Source organism: Ralstonia flaminis (assembly GCF_958415495.1).
GTDB classification, from domain to species: domain Bacteria; phylum Pseudomonadota; class Gammaproteobacteria; order Burkholderiales; family Burkholderiaceae; genus Ralstonia; species Ralstonia flaminis.
On record NZ_CATZLL010000002.1, the window covers coordinates 236039 to 252117 of the forward strand.

The following is a 16079-nucleotide window of genomic DNA, read 5'->3' on the forward strand; positions in this document are numbered from 1 at the left end:
GAACAGCGTTTCAGGCGAGCGTGAAGCCCACGGGCGGCAAGCCATCGATACGGCCAAACACGGCGTTCGGGCCGGTTGCTGTGTCTGGGAAATGCATGCCCGTGTACGAGCCGGTGGTGACAAGCGTGCCGGACGGCAGCGTCATGCCGCGCTGCGTGGCGTGATTGACAAGCCAGGGCAGCAAGCGGCGCGGGTCCCCCGCGGGGTTGGCCGGCGCACAATCGACCACGTTGCGGCTGTTCACGGTGAATGACAGGCTCGGTGCCACGAATGGAAAATCCGCGCGATACGCCACCACCTCGCCCATGACCAACGCGCCGTGGTTCTGCAGATCGGCAAGCTGCGCGAACCGGTCGACGGCCGGCCACTCGTGGAAGCGGCTGGAGACGATCTCCACGGCGGCGGCCATGTAGGCGATGCCGTCCAGCACCTCGGCATCGTCGTACGGCTGCGCACGTGCAGCGAATGCGCGGCCAAAGCAGAAGGCGATCTCCAGTTCCAGCCCCAACGGGCGAAACGCATGCTGCGGCAACTTGGCGCCGTGAAAGTGCAAACCACTCTGGGGCAAGGGTGAGCACTGAATGGGCGCGTCCGGTCCTTTGGCGCCCACTTTCCATGCACCGATGGTGGTGCCGCGGGCAATCAGCAGCTGCGCTTGCGCGGCATACGCCGCCTCTGCGCTGGTGGGGATGAGTTCGTGCGGCAGCTCGGCAAATGCAACGCCGCCCTGCCAGCCGGCCGCAAGGCGTTCGGCCAAGGTCTCTGTGGAGTCGATCATGGGAAAGCGTGAGATTGGCGGGTGCCACCGCAGCGGCACCCGGTTGGCATCAGGTTCACATCAGGCCGGTGAACGTTCGGTGGCCACCGGCGCGGCGGGGGTATTGGCGAAGCGGCTCTCCGGCTGCATGCGGAAGGCCAGCACCACACCCAGGCCCATCAGCACCATGCTGCCGATGAAGGGCAGCTCCCAGCTGCCGAAGCGGTCGATCACGTAGCCGGAGATAACCGGCGACAGGATGGCCGCCAGCGCGGAGCCCGAATTCATCATGCCGCTGGCCGTGCCCGAGTGTTCCGGTGCAATGTCCATCGGCACGGCCCACATCGGCCCGATCGTCATCTCGGCAAAGAAGAAGCCGGCAGCCAGACACGCCATCGATACATACAGGTCGTGCATGAACAGCAACGGCAGCAGCGACAGCATGGTCAGCAGCATGCACAGCGCCACCATCCAGCTGCGGGCACGCTTGAGGCTGCCGGTCCGGGCGTAGATCTTGTCAGTCACGATGCCGCCCAGCGTGTCGCCCACCACCCCAGCAAAGAAGACGGCTGAAGCGAACACGGCAGACTTCTTCAAGTCCAGCGAGTAGCTATGCAGGAAGTACTGCGGGATCCAGCTCAGGAACAGCCAGAGCGTCCAGCCGTAGCAAAAATAGACTACCGTCACGGGCGCCATGCGCTTGAACAACGGACCCCACGGCACGCTGGTCGGCTTCTGCTTGGGGGCAGGCAACACGTCGAGTTCCTGCTGCGTGATGCGCGGGTGGTCTTTCGGGTGCTCGGTGTAGACCAGCGCCCACAGCACCACCCAGACCAGGCTGATGACACCGCAGATATAGAACGACTCTCGCCAGCCATACACGGCCATGATGGCCACCACGGCGGCCGGGGCGACGGCATTGCCGACACGCGCGAACGCATGGGTGATGCCCTGCGCAAAGCCGCGCTTCTCGCGCGCCACCCAGCGCGACATGGCCGCCGTGGCCGCCGGGAAGGTCGCGCCTTCACCCAGGCCCAGCAGCAGCCGCGCGGCCAGCAGCGAGATCAGCCCACCCGCCATGCCTGTGAGCAGCGTGGCGATAGCCCACAGCACGCCGCACACCAGCAGCGTGCGGCGCGCGCCAAAGCGATCGCTCACCCAGCCGCCGATGATCTGGAACACAAGATACGGATACGCAAACGCGGAGAACACCAGCCCGATCTCCGTCTTGTTCAACCCGAACTCGTTGCCGAAGCCCGCAGCTGCGGTGCTCACATTCACGCGGTCGAGGTAGGTGACGAAATACATCACGCATAGCATCACCAGCACGACGTTGGTCGCTCGGAACAGCTTCATGTCTTGTCTCCTTGGTGGTGGGCCTGCAGCAGAGGCCGGCTCTTTGTCCGGCTGCTTGGTCGCTGAGCGATCGGGCGGGGCGCACGCCGCCCTGGCCACGCGCCGACTGAGTCGTACGGCGCAGCCATCGCTGTCTGCTGGAGGGGTGCTTCGTTTAGGAGGGCGCCGGTTGTGGGTCAGCGCCCTCGGGTTGGGAGAACGCTCAGGCAGCCGCGCGCAAGGCGGGCGTGTGCGTGTGCGAGGCCAGGTACTCCATCGCTGCGACCACGCCGCTGGCGGCCACCGGCACGCCGGCCAACTTGAGGCCCATCTCGCAACCGGTGAGCGTGGCCATCAGCGTGAGGTCGTTGCAATCGCCCAGGTGGCCGATGCGGAACATCGTGCCGCGAATCTTGCCCAGCGCCTGCCCCAGCGACATGTCGAAGCGTTCGTAGATGATCTTGCGCACGGCATCGGCATCCACGCCCTCGGGCATCATCACGCCGGTCAGCACGGGGCTATAGACAGCCGGGTCGGCACACTGGATCTGCAGGCCCCACGCACGCACCGCACGGCGCGTGGCTTCGGCCAAACGCTCGTGGCGCGCGAATACATTGTCCAGCCCCTCGCCCAGGATCATGTCGAGCGCTTCCGACAGGCCATAGAGCAGGTTCGTATTGGGTGTGTAGGGCCAGTAGCCATTCTTGTTGGCTTCGATGATCTCTTCCCAGCCCCAGAACGCGCGCGGCAGTTTGGCGTGCTTGCTGGCCGCGATGGCCTTGGCAGACAGCGCGTTGAAGCTGATGCCCGGCGGCAGCATCAACCCTTTCTGCGAACCGGAAACGGTCACGTCCACGCCCCACTCGTCATGGCGATAGTCGGCCGAGGCCAGGCCCGAGATGGTGTCGACCAGCAGCAGCGCCGGGTGGCTCGCCGCATCGATGGCGCGGCGCACCGCTGCGATGTTGGACGTCACGCCCGTCGACGTTTCGTTGTGCACCACGCAAACGGCCTTGATGGTGTGGGCGGTGTCCGCACGCAGGCGCGCTTCAATCATGTCGGCCTGCACGCCACGCCGCCAGCCCTCGACACCGGGCAAGCCGATGAACTCGGGTTTCAGGCCCAGCGCCTCGGCCATCTTCTTCCACAGCGTGGCGAAGTGGCCCGTCTCGTACATCAGCACCGTATCGCCGGGGCTCAACGTATTGGTGAGCGCGGCTTCCCACGCGCCAGTACCAGAGGCCGGATAGATGATCACCGGCTGCTCAGTCTTGAAGATCTTCTTGATGTCAGCCAGCACCTTGCGGCCCAGCGCGCCGAACTCCGGACCGCGGTGGTCGATGGTCGGATAGCTCATCGCCCGCAGGATGCGGTCGGGCACCGGGCTCGGCCCCGGAATCTGCAGAAAGTGGCGGCCGGCGGGATGGAAATCGAGTTGCAGCATCGCTGTCTTGTCTCCGTGGTTGAATATTGAATTTTGCATGCAAAATACTCTAACAGAGAGTGCCGACGGATTCCAAGCTAAGAATTTGCCGAAAATGACGGTGTTTACCCGACGTTTGCAGTGCAATATGCGGCTGGAGAGAGTTGCAGTAAAATCACTGCAAGCAAGAAGAAAGGACTTTGCATGCAAGATTCAGAAGAAATGGGCGTGAGCAGCAGTGCGCCGGCACTGCCCCGGCTGGAGCGCCAGCGCCTGCATGACACCGTGGTCGAGCACCTGCGCAAGTTCATCGTGGAAGGCGTGCTGGCGCCGGGCATGCGCCTGAACGAGCGCGAACTGTGCGAGACGCTGGGCATCTCACGTACGCCACTGCGCGAGGCATTCAAGGTGCTGGCGGCCGAGGGGCTGCTCGTGCTGTCGCCCAACCGCGGCGCGAGCGTCTACCGCATGAGCGAATCGGAGATCCGCGAGACGTTTGAATTGATGTCGGGGCTGGAGGCGTTTTCCGGTGAGCTGGCCTGCGAGCGCATCACCCCCGTGGAGCTGGCCGAGATCAAGGCGCTGCACTACGCCATGCTGGCCTGCCGCGCGCAGAACGACCTGCCGGGCTACTACAGCCGCAACCAGGAAATCCACAACCGCATCAACGAGGCCGCGCGCAACTCGGCACTGCGCAACACCTACGACGCGATCAACCGCCGCATCATGTCGATGCGCTTTCGCTCCAACCAGCACGTCGACAAGTGGGACCGCGCCGTGCACGATCACGAAGAGATGATCAAGGCGCTGGAAGCGCGCGACGGCAAGGCATTGGCGGGCATCCTGCGTCGCCACCTGCTGGAAAAGCGTGATGCCGTGCTGCAGATGTATCTGGAAGCGGAGCACAACGCGCAAGGCGCGCGAAAGCGGGCCTAACGCAGGGCGCTTCTCACACGAGGCGGCGGGCCTCCACCCACGCCGCCTCTTGCCCGAACCACTCCGTCAGAAAGTCAATGAACGCGCTCACCTTGGCCGACAGATTGGCGCGCTCCGGGTACACCGCAAAGATGTCGGCCACGGGCAGTGCCCAGTCGGCCAGCACCGGGACCAGGCGTCCTGCGCGCACGTGCTCGTGGATGTCCCACTCCGAGCGCATCAGGATTCCATAGCCGGCCAGCGCCCACAGCACGCCGGTCTCGCCATCGTTGGTGCTCAGTACGCCGCGCACCTTGATGGTCTCCTGCTTGGTGGCGCGCGTGAGGTACCACGTGCCGTAGGCGGCATCGCTTTCGCGCAGCACGATGCACTGGTGCGATTGCAGATCACGTGGCACCTGCGGCACGCCCGCGCGCTTCAAATACTCGGGCGACGCGCACAGCAGCCGGCGGTTGCTGACGATCTTGCGCGCCACCATGCGTGAATCCGGCACCGTGCCGAACCAGATGCCGATGTCGAACGCCTTGTCGGCCAGGTTGACGGAGCGGTCGGTCAGCTCAAGCTGCAGCTCCACCTCGGGATAGCGCCGCGCAAACGCCACCACGGCCGACGCGATATGCCGGCGCCCGAAGCCGAACGTCGCATTCACCCGCAGCAGCCCTTTGGGCGTGCCCCGGCTGCTGGAGACGGTCTGCTCCAGCTCCTGGAGCTCTTCGAGCAGCCGCGCGCCGGTGGCCAGATAGATCTCCCCTTCATGGGTGACGCTCAGCCGGCGCGTCGTGCGGTTGAGCAATCGCACCCCCAAGCGCTTCTCAAGCTGCGCCAACCGCGCGGTGATGGCAGGCGGCGTCACGCCGAGCTCGCGCGCCAGCGCCGCCAGCGAGCCTTGCTTGACCAGTTGGGTGAAAAACTCCAGATCCGATACGCGATCCATTATTCAATTTAAATGAAGAATAGATAAATTTATCGCCTAATTATAAAACCGTTCTGCATGTCTACACTCCAGTTCGCCAGTGGTCCCGGCTCAATACCGATAGGCCCGGCTGACCACCCGAATTGGAGGAAGCATGGCAAAGACGCTGTATCAAAAGCTGGTGGAGTCACACACCGTTGCCCAGCTCGATGCGCAGAACGTGCTGCTCTACGCAGACCTGCACATCATGAACGAGTACACCAGCCCGCAAGCCTTTGCTGGGCTGGAGGAGGCAGGCCGGCCCGTGGCCGTGCCGGGCCAGCAGATGGCCGTGGTCGACCACATCATCCCCACGCACCCGGTGCGTGTGCGCGTCATCCAGGACCCGGCCTCTGCGCTGCAGGCGTCCAACCTGGCGAAGAACTGCAGCGAGCACGGCATCGTCCTGTTCGACACGAACGACGCGCTGCAAGGCATCGAGCACGTGATCGCGCCGGAGTTGGGCATGATCCGCCCCGGCATGGTGGTGCTCTGCGGAGACAGCCACACCACCACCTACGGCGCATTCGGCGCGCTGGGGTTCGGGATCGGCACGTCGGAGGTCGAGCACGTGCTGGCCACGCAAACGCTGGTCTACCGGCTGGCGCAGGACATGCGCATCCACGTGGATGGCGAATTGCACAACGGCGCCACTGCCAAAGATCTGATCCTGCACATCATCAGCCGCATCGGTGCGCAGGGTGCGCGCGGTTACGTGGTCGAGTTCACGGGCAGCGCCATTGCCGCGCTCTCCATGGAAGCCCGCATGACCCTGTGCAACATGGCCGTGGAAGCCGGTGCGCGCGGGGCGCTCATTGCACCCGATGCCAAGGCCACGCGCTACGTGCTGGAACATGCGCGCGACGTGGCCAACACGCATGTAAGCGCAGCGCTTGCCGACTGGCGCCAATTGTTCAGTGATGCCGACGCGCACTTCGATGCCGAACACCGCTTCGACGCCCGCGACGTTGCGCCGTACGTGACTTGGGGCACCAGCCCCGATCAGGCCATTCCCGTGACGGGCACGATCCCGCAGCCAGACGCGGCATCCGCCCAGGCCCTGCGCTACACGGGCCTGCAGGCCGGTACGGCCATCGAAGGTGTGCCCGTGCAACGCGTGTTTATCGGATCGTGTACGAACGCGCGCATCGAAGACCTGCGTGCCGTCGCGGCCATCGTGCGCGGCCGCCACGTGGCGCCAGGCGTGCGTGCGATGGTCGTGCCTGGCTCGGGCGCGGTGCGCCGCCAGGCTGAGCAGGAAGGGATTGCCGATGTGCTGAAAGCCAGCGGCTTTGAATGGCGCCAGCCGGGCTGCTCAATGTGCCTGGCCATGAACGATGACTTTCTCGCCCCCGGCGAGCGCTGCGCCTCCACCACCAACCGCAACTTTGAAGGGCGCCAGGGGCGCGGCGGCATCACGCACCTGATGAGCCCCGCCATGGCGGCCGCCGCGGCCATCACCGGCCGTATCACCGACGTCCGCCAACTGCAGGCACAGCAAGCCGAGGCCGCCCATGTCTGACACCCAACGCATCGAAGGCATCGCCGCGCCGCTGCCCACACCCAACCTCGACACCGATCAGATCATGCCCAAGCAGTTCTTGCGCGGCATCGACAAGGCCGGTCTAGACAAGGGCCTGCTCTACGACCTGCGCTACGACGCCGATCACCAGCCGCGCAGCACGTTCGTCCTCAACCAGCCGGCCTATCAAGGGGCCTCCATGCTGGTGGGCGGCAGCAATTTCGGTTGCGGCTCCAGCCGCGAGCACGCCGTGTGGGGCCTGCAGCAGTTCGGCATCCGGGCCGTCATCGCCCCGAGCTTTGGCGAGATCTTCTACAGCAACGCGATGAACAACCGCCTGCTGCTGGTGATGCTCGATGCGGCAGTGGTCGAACGCATCCTGGCCGACGTATCCAACCCCGCCACCAGCCACATCGCCATTGATGTGGAAACGATGACCGTGCGCAGCCACAGCGTCGAGGCAACGTTCTCATTGTCCGACCGCCATCGCCACATGTTCCTGCATGGCCTGGACATGATCGGCGCCACGCTGGCCCGCTGGGCCGAGATCGACGCCTTCCAGCAGACGCACTGGAAAACGCGCCCCTGGCTGCGCGACGTTGCGGCCACCACGCGCGCACGCCTCGCGGCAATGGCACCGGGCAGCAGCCTCTGAGGCTGGCCCAGCCCGTTCTCAACACGCACCGACAGCACCGGCGCTTCACCACCTCGCTCAAGACGAGGCGCGCCGTGCGTCAAACCAGGAGACAACCATGCAAGTATCCATCCAGGCACAAGACACGCGTGCCGGCCTGTGGCGCGCGTTGATCGACTACAGGATCGGCCCGCTGCCGCTGCCCGTGTACGTGACGATCGCTGTCATCACCGTACTGGCGGCACTCAACAAGAAGCTGCCCAATGACATGATCGGCGGCTTTGCCGTGCTGATGCTGCTCGGCTTCCTGCTGGGCGAAATCGGTGCGCGGCTGCCGGTGTTCAAGCACATTGGCGGCGCGGCCATCCTGTGCCTGTTCGTGCCGTCCGCGCTGGTCGGCTACAAGGTGATCGACCCGGAGATGATGAAGGCGCTGACCACCACCATGAAGACGGCCAACCTGCAGTATCTGTACATCGCGTGCCTGGTGGCCGGCAGCATCCTGGGCATGAGCCACCGCGTGCTGGTGCAGGGGTTCATGCGCATGTTCATCCCACTGCTGGTGGGTACGCTGGCGGGCATCGTGGCGGGCATCACCGTCGGATTGTTCTTCGGTTATGACCCGAAGCACACGTTCTTCTTCATTGTTGTCCCCATCGTTGGAGGCGGCATTGGTGAAGGCATCCTGCCGCTGTCGATCGGTTACGCAGAGATCCTGGGCCGGCCGCAGGCGGAACTGATTGCCATGCTGGTGCCGGCTGCATTGCTCGGCAACGTGGTCGCCATCCTATCCAGCGGTGTGCTCAAAACCCTGGGCGAGAAGCGGCCACACCTCAGCGGCAACGGCGATCTGGTCAAGTCCGGCAAAGACGCCGACCTGCTCACCAACAGCCACACCGATGTGCCCATCAACCTGAGCCTCATGGGCGCCGGCCTGATGATCAGTTGCGCGTTCTTCATCTTCGGCGCGCTGCTCGCAAAGTTCACGGGCATTCCGGGGCCGATCCTGATGATCATCAGCGCGGCGCTGCTGAAGGTGTCGAAGGTGCTGCCGCAGAAGATGGAGCTGGGCGCCTACCAGATGTACCGGTTCATCTCGACCAACCTGACGTTCGCCATCCTGGTCGGCCTGGGCGCGCTGTTTGTCTCGTGGAAGGAGCTGGTGGCCGCCTTCACGCCGGGCTACTTCGCGATCTGCGCGGCGACGGTGCTGGCGCTGGTGGGCTCGGGCTTCTTCGTCGGCAAATGGTTGGGGTTGTATCCGGTGGAATCGGGCATCGTCACCGCGTGCCACAGCGGGCTGGGCGGCACAGGGGATGTTGCCATCCTCTCCGCCTCGAACCGCATGGGCTTGATGCCGTTTGCGCAGATCTCGACGCGCATTGGCGGGGCCGCCATGGTGGTGTGTGCAACGATTCTGCTCAAGTTCTTTCACTAAGCAACATGGCCAGCCCACCAGGACTGGCCAATCGCGAATCAATGGAGCCTGAGATCACCCCAGATCCAGCGGCACGAAAATCTTCGTATCATCCCGCTGCACCAGCAGCGCGACGTGTTTGCCGGCGCGGTCTACCAGCGTGCGCAGCTCCTGCGCCGACGACACCGGCGTACCGTTGAGCGACAGGATCACGTCCCCCGGCTGAATGCCGACCTTGGCAGCGGGGCCTGTCGCATCCATCACCACCAGCCCACCGGGCAGACCGCTCTGCCGCTTCTCTTCCGGTTGCAGCGGCCGCACGGCCAAACCCAGGCGCCCCTGATCCGGCGCGGCTTTCTCATTGGCAGCCACCTTCGTATCCTTGGCGGCGCCCACCGTTACCGACAACGTGGTCGGCTTGCCCTGGCGGATGATCTGCATCGGCACCGTGGTGCCCGGCTTGATCTCGGCCACCTGTTCTGGCAGGTCGCCCGAGTGGTCAATGCGGGCACCGTTGATCTGCAGGATCACGTCACCAGCCTGCAGGCCAGCCTTGGCAGCGGGGCCATCGGCCTCCACCGAGTTGACGAGCGCGCCTTCAGGCTTGGGCAGCTTGAAGGAATCGGCCAGCGACTGGTCGACTTCCTGCACCGCAATGCCAAGGCGGCCGCGCGTGACCTTGCCGGTGGACACGAGCTGCTGCTCCACCTTCATCGCCACATCGATCGGGATGGCAAACGACAAGCCCTGGTAGCCGCCGGTCTGGCTGTAGATCTGCGAGTTGATGCCGATCACCTCACCACGCACGTTGAACAGCGGGCCACCCGAGTTGCCGGGGTTTACGGCCACATCGGTCTGGATGAAAGGCACATACGTGTCGTCTGGCAATGAACGCGACTTGGCGCTCACGATGCCCGCGGTGACCGTGTTATCAAAACCATACGGCGAGCCGATGGCCGCCACCGGCTCACCCACCTTGGTATTGGCCGGGTTGCCGATCTGCACGACAGGCAGGTTGCTGGCCGAGATGCGTAGCACGGCCACGTCGGATTGTTTGTCGACGCCCAGCACCTTGGCCTTGAACTCGCGGCGGTCAGTCAGCTTGACGTTGACCTCCTGCGCGCCATCCACCACGTGCGCGTTGGTCAGGATCAGCCCATCGGCCGAGACGATGAAGCCCGAGCCCAGCCCGCGCACGATCTGGTCGCCACGCTGCTGCGGCATCTGCGGCATGAAGCGCTTGAAGAATTCGGCAAACGGATCGTCCGGGCTCATGCCGGGCGGCAGGCCTTGCATGCTGGTGCGTTGCGCATGCGCGGTGGTGCTGATGTTGACCACTGCCGGGCCATAGCGCTCAACGATGCCGGAGAAGTCCATCGGCGCGGCCACGGCCATCGGGGCACCCACCTCAGCCGGCGCAGCCACCGGCGCCAGCGGTGCTGCCACCGCGTGCGAGATCATGTCCTTCTGCAGATAGGCGTAACCGCCTGCAACGGCCATCACAGCGGCCAGCGCAGCCGCGCTGCGTGTCAGGGTTTGACGCGTCATTGTCGTGTCCTCTCGTGCTGGGTACGCGGGCCACGACTGACAAGGTCGCCTGTCGTGCCCATCGATTGCCAACATCGTAGGCACGCAAACTTAATCGAGACTTAAATGCTCGGGCGTCACATGCAACAAAGTATTTCTGCGGAGTAACGGCTATGCGTCTGCCCTTAATGGAAAGCGCAGCACCACGCGCAAACCACCGCCCTCTCGTTCCTCAAGTGCCAACGTGGCATCGTGCCCCTGTGCAATCTCGCGCACGATCGCCAGGCCCAGGCCGCTGCCGCCAGTAGGCGCCTGTGCGGGGCGGTAGAAGCGGTCGAGCACGCGCTCGCGCTCTTCAGCCGGAATGCCGGGGCCGTTGTCTTCCACCACCAATTGCACGCCACCGCCAGGCGTATGCCCCGTTGATACATCCACACGCGCGCCGCGCGGGCAATAGTTGAGTGCGTTGTCGACCAGGTTGACCAGCAGCACGCGCAGCGCATCGCCGTTGCCCGTCACAGAAGCGGGCTGGGACTCCATGGCAATGCCCAGGTCGATACCCTTGTGCATGGCCGCCGGTGACAGCTCGGCCACCACGTCGGCCGCCACTGCATCGAGTGCAACCGGCGTGCGCCGTGTATCTGCCGCGCCCGGCTCCTGCCGTGCGAGCGTCAACAACTGGCCGACAAGGCGGATCATCCGTTCCACACCGCGATGCAGATCAGCGTGCGCAGCGCGGCGTTCGTCTTCGTTCTGCGCGCGGTCGGCCACCTGCAACTGCAGCTTGAGCGCGGCCAGCGGGGTACGCAGTGCATGCGCCGCATCGGCAACGAAGGCACGCTGATGCGCGAGTGCCGCACCCAGACGGGCCAGCAGATCATTCAGCGCGCTGGTAAGCGGGCGAATCTCATCCGGCAAACCTTGCGTGGGCAGCGGCGACAGCGCAGCGGCATCACGCGCCTGCACTTGCCTGGCGACCGAGCCCAGCGGCGCCAGCCCGCGCCCCACCGCCAGCCACACAATCCACCCCAGCAACGGCAGCAGAATCAACAGCGGCGCCACCGTGCGCAGCGCCATGCGGGCGGCCACTTCGTGCCGTGCACTGTACGGCTGGGCGATCTGCACGACCGCCGGCCCATAGGCCACGCTGTAGACGCGCCATGGGCCCTCGGGCGTGCGCACATCGGAGAAGCCGAGTGCGGCGCGCTCGGGCAGGTCTGGGCGCGCGTGCGAAAGGTAGAGGCTACGGCCAGTGTCGTCCCAGATGCGGATCACCACGTCGTCATCCCCCGCAATGGCGGCCAGCGCGGGCGGCGGCGGATCGATCCACTGGCTCGGCAGCGCGGCGGCCACCTGCTGCATCTGGTAGTCGAACAGCGCATTGGCTTCCTGGCGCGCCTGCGCGTAGATCAGGCCGGTCGCCACAACGATGGCCGCCAGCAGACCGCCGGCCAGCCACCACAGCAGGGTTTTTCGAATCGATTGCATCGCTATTGGTGGTCTTGGCTGCCGGCAGGTTCCGCAGGCGACGCAAGCGTCTCGCGCGGAATCACATACCCCACGCCACGGATGTTCTGGATGAAGTGGCTGCCGAGTTTCTTGCGCAACGCGTGGATGTAGACCTCCACCGTGTTGCTGCCAACCTCTTCATCCCAGCCATAGAGGTTGTCCTGCAACTGCGCGATCGACCACACCTTGCCCGGCCGCGCGAGCAGCGCATGCAGCACCGCAAATTCGCGCCCCGACAGCTTGACCGGCACGCCCGCGCGCAGCACCTCGCGCGTGACGGGGTTGAGCAGCACGTCGCCGTGGCGCATGAGAGGATCGGCGCGGCCGCCCTGACGGCGCAGCAGCGCATGCATGCGTGCGGCCAGCTCCTGCAGGTCGAACGGTTTGACGAGGTAGTCATCCGCTCCCGCATTGAGGCCAGCCACGCGGTCGGCCACCGCATCGCGCGCGGTCAGGATCAGGATGGGGATAGCGATGCCGCGTTGACGCACCTCGCGCACCACCTCCAGCCCGTCGCGCTTGGGCAGGCCGAGGTCAAGCAGCATCAGATCGAACATGGAGGTGCCGGGGTCAGCGCCGGCGGCGCTGGGGGCGCCGGGCGTGATCACGGCCTGCACGGCGGCTTCGCCGTCGCGCACCCAATCGATGGCGAAACCGTCGTGGCGCAAACCCTTGCGCACGCTGTCGCCAATCATGTCGTCGTCTTCTACGAGCAGTACGCGCATGACGAAAAAAATGAGCCGGGGAAGGCTCATTGTAGAACTGCTACGCGGGCAGCTCACGCATTGCGCAAAACTGCCCGCGATCTTAGCGTCGCATCAGAACCCGCCCGACTGGATAAGCTGGTTCAGCGCACCGATGTTCAGGCTGCCCCAGCCCGTGGGGTAATCCCAGCCCTGGGCTGCGTTGTAGCCGTAGCCCTGGTAGCCGTTGTTGCCCGACACCACGTCGTAACGCAGTAGCGAAGCATTGGCCGGAATGGCGCTGTACAGCCGCGCTGCGGGGAAGCCGAGGTTGCCGTTGGCCGCGATCAACCGCGCCCAGAAACCAACGAAGATCGGCGACGACAGGCTGGTGCCGCCAATCTGCTGCAGCTGCCCGTAGTTGTAGATATAGGCGCCGGTACTTTGTGCAGCATCGAACGACACGTCGGGCAGCAGGCGGGCATTGCCGCCCTGCCAGCTCGGCGCCGGCAGGATCTGGCTGACCCCACCACCGGTGGCCCACAGCTTACCGTTGCCGTCCAAGCCTTCGTTCCACACGGTTTCGCTGGCGAAGCTCGAACCGCTGGTGTAGAGCGTCGTACCGCCAATGGCCAGCACGTGCGGCGACGATGCCGGCCACGACACGCTGTAGTTGCCGCCATCCGGATAGCCGCGGTTGTTGCACTCGTACACGCCCTCGTCACCGGACGACACGGAAAAGGTCTGACCCTGCGCGGCGGCTGTGGTGAAGATAGCCTCTTCGGCGTTGAGCGTGCCGTCGGCGTTGGCGTCGTTCTCGCACCAGCCGAGCGATACGTTGATGATCTTGGCCGTGTTGTCCGACACCGCCTTGTTGAAGGCCTTGGTCAGGCCCGTGTTGCCCGGCGCGTTGAGGTCAGCCATGTAGAAGGCCAGCTTGCCGACCGCGCCACCGGCCGCCCCCACGATGGATTGGCTGTCGAGATTCCATTCGCCCTGGCCGTCCTGGTCATCGGCGTAGTTGCCGCTGGTGCCGTTGGTCTTGATGGTTTGCGTGGAAACGGTGGCGTAGCCATTGTTGCTGGTGAAGGTGCGCAGGTCACGCAGCGTTTGCGACACACCGCCAATGGTGATGATGCCGATGGTGGTGCCGCTGGCCGTCGGCACGCCGGTAGCGCCGTACAAGGCCGGGAATTCCTTCGGATAGTGGCCAGTGGCGGTACCCGCAGCCAGCGTACGCGCCTCCGCCACCTCACCCACGCGCAGCAGCGGGCGGGCTCGGGTCACGTTCTGCAGGCCCAGCACGGAGCCCACGATGCCGCCCAGCGCGCGCGGCACCTGGGCGCGGCCGCTGTTGGCAAAGCCGCTGCGGCCGGCAAACTGGTAGTGCACCAGCGGCGTATTGAACGCGGCCTTGACCGTGCCTGCGGTACCGCGTGCCGACACCAGCAGCCGGTTGGGCGCGACATCAATGTCGATAAAGCCGTTCTGGCGCAGATAGCTCACCACGGCATCGACCTGCACCTGGGTGGGCGCATGATCGGCCAGAAACTGCGCGCTCGTGAGGTACTGGCGATAGTGCGCGCTGCGCGGGTCGTTCACGTCATGCGCGAGCGCCTTGAGCTTGGCTTCGTTGCGCGGTGTGAGGCTGATCAGCACATCGGTGGTCTGGCCAGGTGCGACCTCATTGGCGGCGCCGCGCGCCATGAGCTGGGGGCCCGTGACAAAGGCCTTGGTGTGGGTGTCGACCCAATCCGTGGCGGCATGCACGGAACCCGCCGCCAGCACCAGCGGCCATGCGCGGGCCAGGTGACGGCATAGGGAGGAAAGATGCTGCATGGAGGTGGCAGTACGGTTCATCGGATGTCCCTTTTAGGAGTACGACGTTGTGGAGCCACCGCGCTTGTGGCGCCCGTGGCGTCGTTCACCGTATTCACCACCTCGCCCCCGCAACAGTGCAAAAACATACAGTTGCAGGCGGAGCCATCCGCACCTAAGCAGGCGGTTGCACAAGGCAACGCAAGCCTTTATCGTGACGCGATCAACCACCCGAGACCCGCGCGCAGATGAGCGCCTTGCCAGCCACTCCCCCCGCTCCCGCCAACGCGTCGACCGACTTGCGCGAGCGCATCCGCACCGCGCGTGCATCACTGTCGCCAGCGGAGCGCCAAGTGGCCGATTGGGTGCTGCGCCAGCCGGGCACGGTGCTGAGCCTGCCCGTGGCGGCCATTGCGCGTGAGGCTGGTGTCAGTCAGCCAACCGTGATCCGCTTCTGCCGCTCGATGGGCTGTCACGGCCTGTCGGATTTCAAGCTGCGGTTGGCGCAGGGCAATGTGGTGCACGACGGCGCACGCGATGCCGCGCCTGAACGCGCCGCACCGCCGCCGGGCACACGCGTGCTGCAGAACACCATCGACGCACTCGCAGCGTTGCAGGATCGGCTTGACCCGCGCGCGCTGGAAGCCGCCGTCGCACTGGTCGACGCCGCACATCGCATCGACCTGTACGGCTTCGGCAGCTCCGGAGTGGTGGCGGCCGATGCGCAGACCAAGTTCTTCCGCTACGGCATTCCCGCCAATGCGTACAGCGACCCGTATCTCGTGTCGATGTCGTTGAACGTGTTGCAGGCAGGCGATGTGGTGATCGCCATTTCCAAATCGGGCGCGCTGCCCGAATTGCAGACGGCCGTGGAGCGTGTGCGTGAACTGGGCGTGCGCGTGATTGCCGTGACGGCACCCCACAGCGCACTGGCCGCGCTGGCCGATGTGGTGCTACCCGCCGACATGGATGCCAACGTGGCCGACCGCTCCATGGTGGCGCGGCTGCTGCACCTGGCGCTGCTCGATGCGCTGGTGCTGGAAGTGGCGCTGCGCAAGGGCAGTGCCATCCCGCAAGACCGTCAGTTGCCCGAGTAGATCGGGCTGCGCTCAATCAACACATAGACCTGCGCACCGCCGGGCATGGCGGGCAACAGTTCGCTGAGCGCCACCGTCGTATTGTCAGCGCGCGGCGTGAAATTCCATGCGCCGATACGCGTGCCGCTGCTGAACGCCACCGTCTCCCCCGATGACACACGCACGACATTCTGGCCGCGCAGTTCGATCGTGCGCGTGGCCATCTTGGCATCGGCAGGCGTGCCGAACAGGTGGGAATAGGCGCTCGGCCGGGCAGCCTCCTGCACGGTCATCTGCGTGACAGCCAACGCCGGACTGGCACTGAAAAACGCCGCAAGCGAGAATGCCGCAGGCAATACATAGGAAGCAGAGAAGGTCATCGCAAACTCCTGTCGTCGTAGAAGAGACAGGGTCAGCGTAGAAGGTGGCCCCCAACGCGAACGTGGCGCGCGGATGACAAACGCATTATCTGCCGCATCCACATACGGGC

The 16079-nt window shown here is 65.2% G+C and carries 14 protein-coding genes; 5 read left to right on the forward strand and 9 right to left on the reverse strand.

What is annotated here, in order from left to right; all coding sequences use genetic code 11:
- Window positions 1-10: 10 nt before the first annotated feature.
- The 3 genes from R2N11_RS03690 to R2N11_RS03700 all read right to left on the reverse strand — a co-directional run bounded on the left by R2N11_RS03690 (window position 11) and on the right by R2N11_RS03700 (window position 3536).
- A complete protein-coding gene (locus R2N11_RS03690; RefSeq protein WP_199027235.1) occupies window positions 11-778 on the reverse strand; it encodes a fumarylacetoacetate hydrolase family protein in 768 nt (255 codons plus the stop codon).
- Between the two features lie 60 nt (window positions 779-838).
- On the reverse strand, window positions 839-2113 hold the full coding sequence (locus R2N11_RS03695; RefSeq protein ID WP_316680180.1) for an MFS transporter: 1275 nt from the start codon (window positions 2111-2113) through the stop codon (window positions 839-841).
- A gap of 202 nt (window positions 2114-2315) precedes the next feature.
- Window positions 2316-3536 (reverse strand): pyridoxal-phosphate-dependent aminotransferase family protein, encoded by a 1221-nt coding sequence (locus R2N11_RS03700; RefSeq protein WP_316680181.1) that lies wholly within the window; start codon window positions 3534-3536, stop codon window positions 2316-2318.
- Window positions 3537-3719: 183 nt separating this feature from the next.
- Between R2N11_RS03700 and R2N11_RS03705 the strand changes: the two genes are divergently transcribed.
- On the forward strand, window positions 3720-4451 hold the full coding sequence (locus R2N11_RS03705; protein WP_316680182.1) for a GntR family transcriptional regulator: 732 nt from the start codon (window positions 3720-3722) through the stop codon (window positions 4449-4451).
- A 13-nt stretch (window positions 4452-4464) separates the two neighbouring features.
- On the opposite strand, the gene R2N11_RS03710 is transcribed toward R2N11_RS03705, so the two are convergent.
- On the reverse strand, window positions 4465-5385 hold the full coding sequence (locus R2N11_RS03710; RefSeq protein WP_316680183.1) for a LysR family transcriptional regulator: 921 nt from the start codon (window positions 5383-5385) through the stop codon (window positions 4465-4467).
- Between the two features lie 133 nt (window positions 5386-5518).
- Between R2N11_RS03710 and leuC the strand changes: the two genes are divergently transcribed.
- The 3 genes from leuC to R2N11_RS03725 all read left to right on the forward strand — a co-directional run bounded on the left by leuC (window position 5519) and on the right by R2N11_RS03725 (window position 8997).
- Window positions 5519-6925, forward strand: a complete 1407-nt coding sequence (gene leuC, locus R2N11_RS03715) for a 3-isopropylmalate dehydratase large subunit (protein WP_199027210.1) — start codon at window positions 5519-5521, stop codon at window positions 6923-6925.
- Window positions 6918-7580, forward strand: coding sequence for a 3-isopropylmalate dehydratase small subunit (gene leuD, locus R2N11_RS03720; RefSeq protein ID WP_199027208.1), 663 nt, complete (start codon window positions 6918-6920; stop codon window positions 7578-7580). Before leuC ends, leuD begins: the two co-directional genes overlap by 8 nt.
- Before the next feature lie 97 nt (window positions 7581-7677).
- Window positions 7678-8997: a 2-hydroxycarboxylate transporter family protein gene (locus R2N11_RS03725; RefSeq protein ID WP_316680184.1), complete on the forward strand. Its 1320-nt coding sequence runs from the start codon at window positions 7678-7680 to the stop codon at window positions 8995-8997.
- Window positions 8998-9051: 54 nt separating this feature from the next.
- Here R2N11_RS03725 and R2N11_RS03730 read toward each other — a convergent pair whose 3' ends face one another.
- The 4 genes from R2N11_RS03730 to R2N11_RS03745 all read right to left on the reverse strand — a co-directional run bounded on the left by R2N11_RS03730 (window position 9052) and on the right by R2N11_RS03745 (window position 14555).
- A complete protein-coding gene (locus tag R2N11_RS03730; RefSeq protein ID WP_199027204.1) occupies window positions 9052-10524 on the reverse strand; it encodes a DegQ family serine endoprotease in 1473 nt (490 codons plus the stop codon).
- A 150-nt stretch (window positions 10525-10674) separates the two neighbouring features.
- Window positions 10675-11991: a sensor histidine kinase gene (locus tag R2N11_RS03735; protein ID WP_316680185.1), complete on the reverse strand. Its 1317-nt coding sequence runs from the start codon at window positions 11989-11991 to the stop codon at window positions 10675-10677.
- A gap of 2 nt (window positions 11992-11993) precedes the next feature.
- Window positions 11994-12737, reverse strand: coding sequence for a response regulator transcription factor (locus R2N11_RS03740; protein WP_316680337.1), 744 nt, complete (start codon window positions 12735-12737; stop codon window positions 11994-11996).
- 93 nt (window positions 12738-12830) lie between these two features.
- Window positions 12831-14555: a S53 family peptidase gene (locus R2N11_RS03745; RefSeq protein WP_316680186.1), complete on the reverse strand. Its 1725-nt coding sequence runs from the start codon at window positions 14553-14555 to the stop codon at window positions 12831-12833.
- A 206-nt stretch (window positions 14556-14761) separates the two neighbouring features.
- On the opposite strand from R2N11_RS03745, the gene R2N11_RS03750 reads away from it, so the two are divergent.
- The gene (locus R2N11_RS03750) at window positions 14762-15610 is read left to right on the forward strand and encodes a MurR/RpiR family transcriptional regulator (protein ID WP_316680187.1); all 849 of its coding nucleotides are present in this window, start codon (window positions 14762-14764) and stop codon (window positions 15608-15610) included.
- Here R2N11_RS03750 and R2N11_RS03755 read toward each other — a convergent pair.
- A complete protein-coding gene (locus tag R2N11_RS03755) occupies window positions 15595-15969 on the reverse strand; it encodes a CzcE family metal-binding protein (protein WP_316680188.1) in 375 nt (124 codons plus the stop codon). The genes R2N11_RS03750 and R2N11_RS03755 overlap by 16 nt on opposite strands.
- Between the last annotated feature and the right edge of the window lie 110 nt (window positions 15970-16079).

Bases quoted from the DNA above. Each gene is read 5' to 3' on its own strand.
- R2N11_RS03690 (WP_199027235.1), bottom strand. From the start codon at position 778: ATGATCGACTCCACAGAGACCTTGGCCGAACGCCTTGCGGCCGGCTGG.
- R2N11_RS03695 (WP_316680180.1), bottom strand. From the start codon at position 2,113: ATGAAGCTGTTCCGAGCGACCAACGTCGTGCTGGTGATGCTATGCGTG.
- R2N11_RS03700 (WP_316680181.1), bottom strand. From the start codon at position 3,536: ATGCTGCAACTCGATTTCCATCCCGCCGGCCGCCACTTTCTGCAGATT.
- R2N11_RS03705 (WP_316680182.1), top strand. From the start codon at position 3,720: ATGCAAGATTCAGAAGAAATGGGCGTGAGCAGCAGTGCGCCGGCACTG.
- R2N11_RS03710 (WP_316680183.1), bottom strand. From the start codon at position 5,385: ATGGATCGCGTATCGGATCTGGAGTTTTTCACCCAACTGGTCAAGCAA.
- leuC (WP_199027210.1), top strand. From the start codon at position 5,519: ATGGCAAAGACGCTGTATCAAAAGCTGGTGGAGTCACACACCGTTGCC.
- leuD (WP_199027208.1), top strand. From the start codon at position 6,918: ATGTCTGACACCCAACGCATCGAAGGCATCGCCGCGCCGCTGCCCACA.
- R2N11_RS03725 (WP_316680184.1), top strand. From the start codon at position 7,678: ATGCAAGTATCCATCCAGGCACAAGACACGCGTGCCGGCCTGTGGCGC.
- R2N11_RS03730 (WP_199027204.1), bottom strand. From the start codon at position 10,524: ATGACGCGTCAAACCCTGACACGCAGCGCGGCTGCGCTGGCCGCTGTG.
- R2N11_RS03735 (WP_316680185.1), bottom strand. From the start codon at position 11,991: ATGCAATCGATTCGAAAAACCCTGCTGTGGTGGCTGGCCGGCGGTCTG.
- R2N11_RS03740 (WP_316680337.1), bottom strand. From the start codon at position 12,737: ATGCGCGTACTGCTCGTAGAAGACGACGACATGATTGGCGACAGCGTG.
- R2N11_RS03745 (WP_316680186.1), bottom strand. From the start codon at position 14,555: ATGAACCGTACTGCCACCTCCATGCAGCATCTTTCCTCCCTATGCCGT.
- R2N11_RS03750 (WP_316680187.1), top strand. From the start codon at position 14,762: ATGAGCGCCTTGCCAGCCACTCCCCCCGCTCCCGCCAACGCGTCGACC.
- R2N11_RS03755 (WP_316680188.1), bottom strand. From the start codon at position 15,969: ATGACCTTCTCTGCTTCCTATGTATTGCCTGCGGCATTCTCGCTTGCG.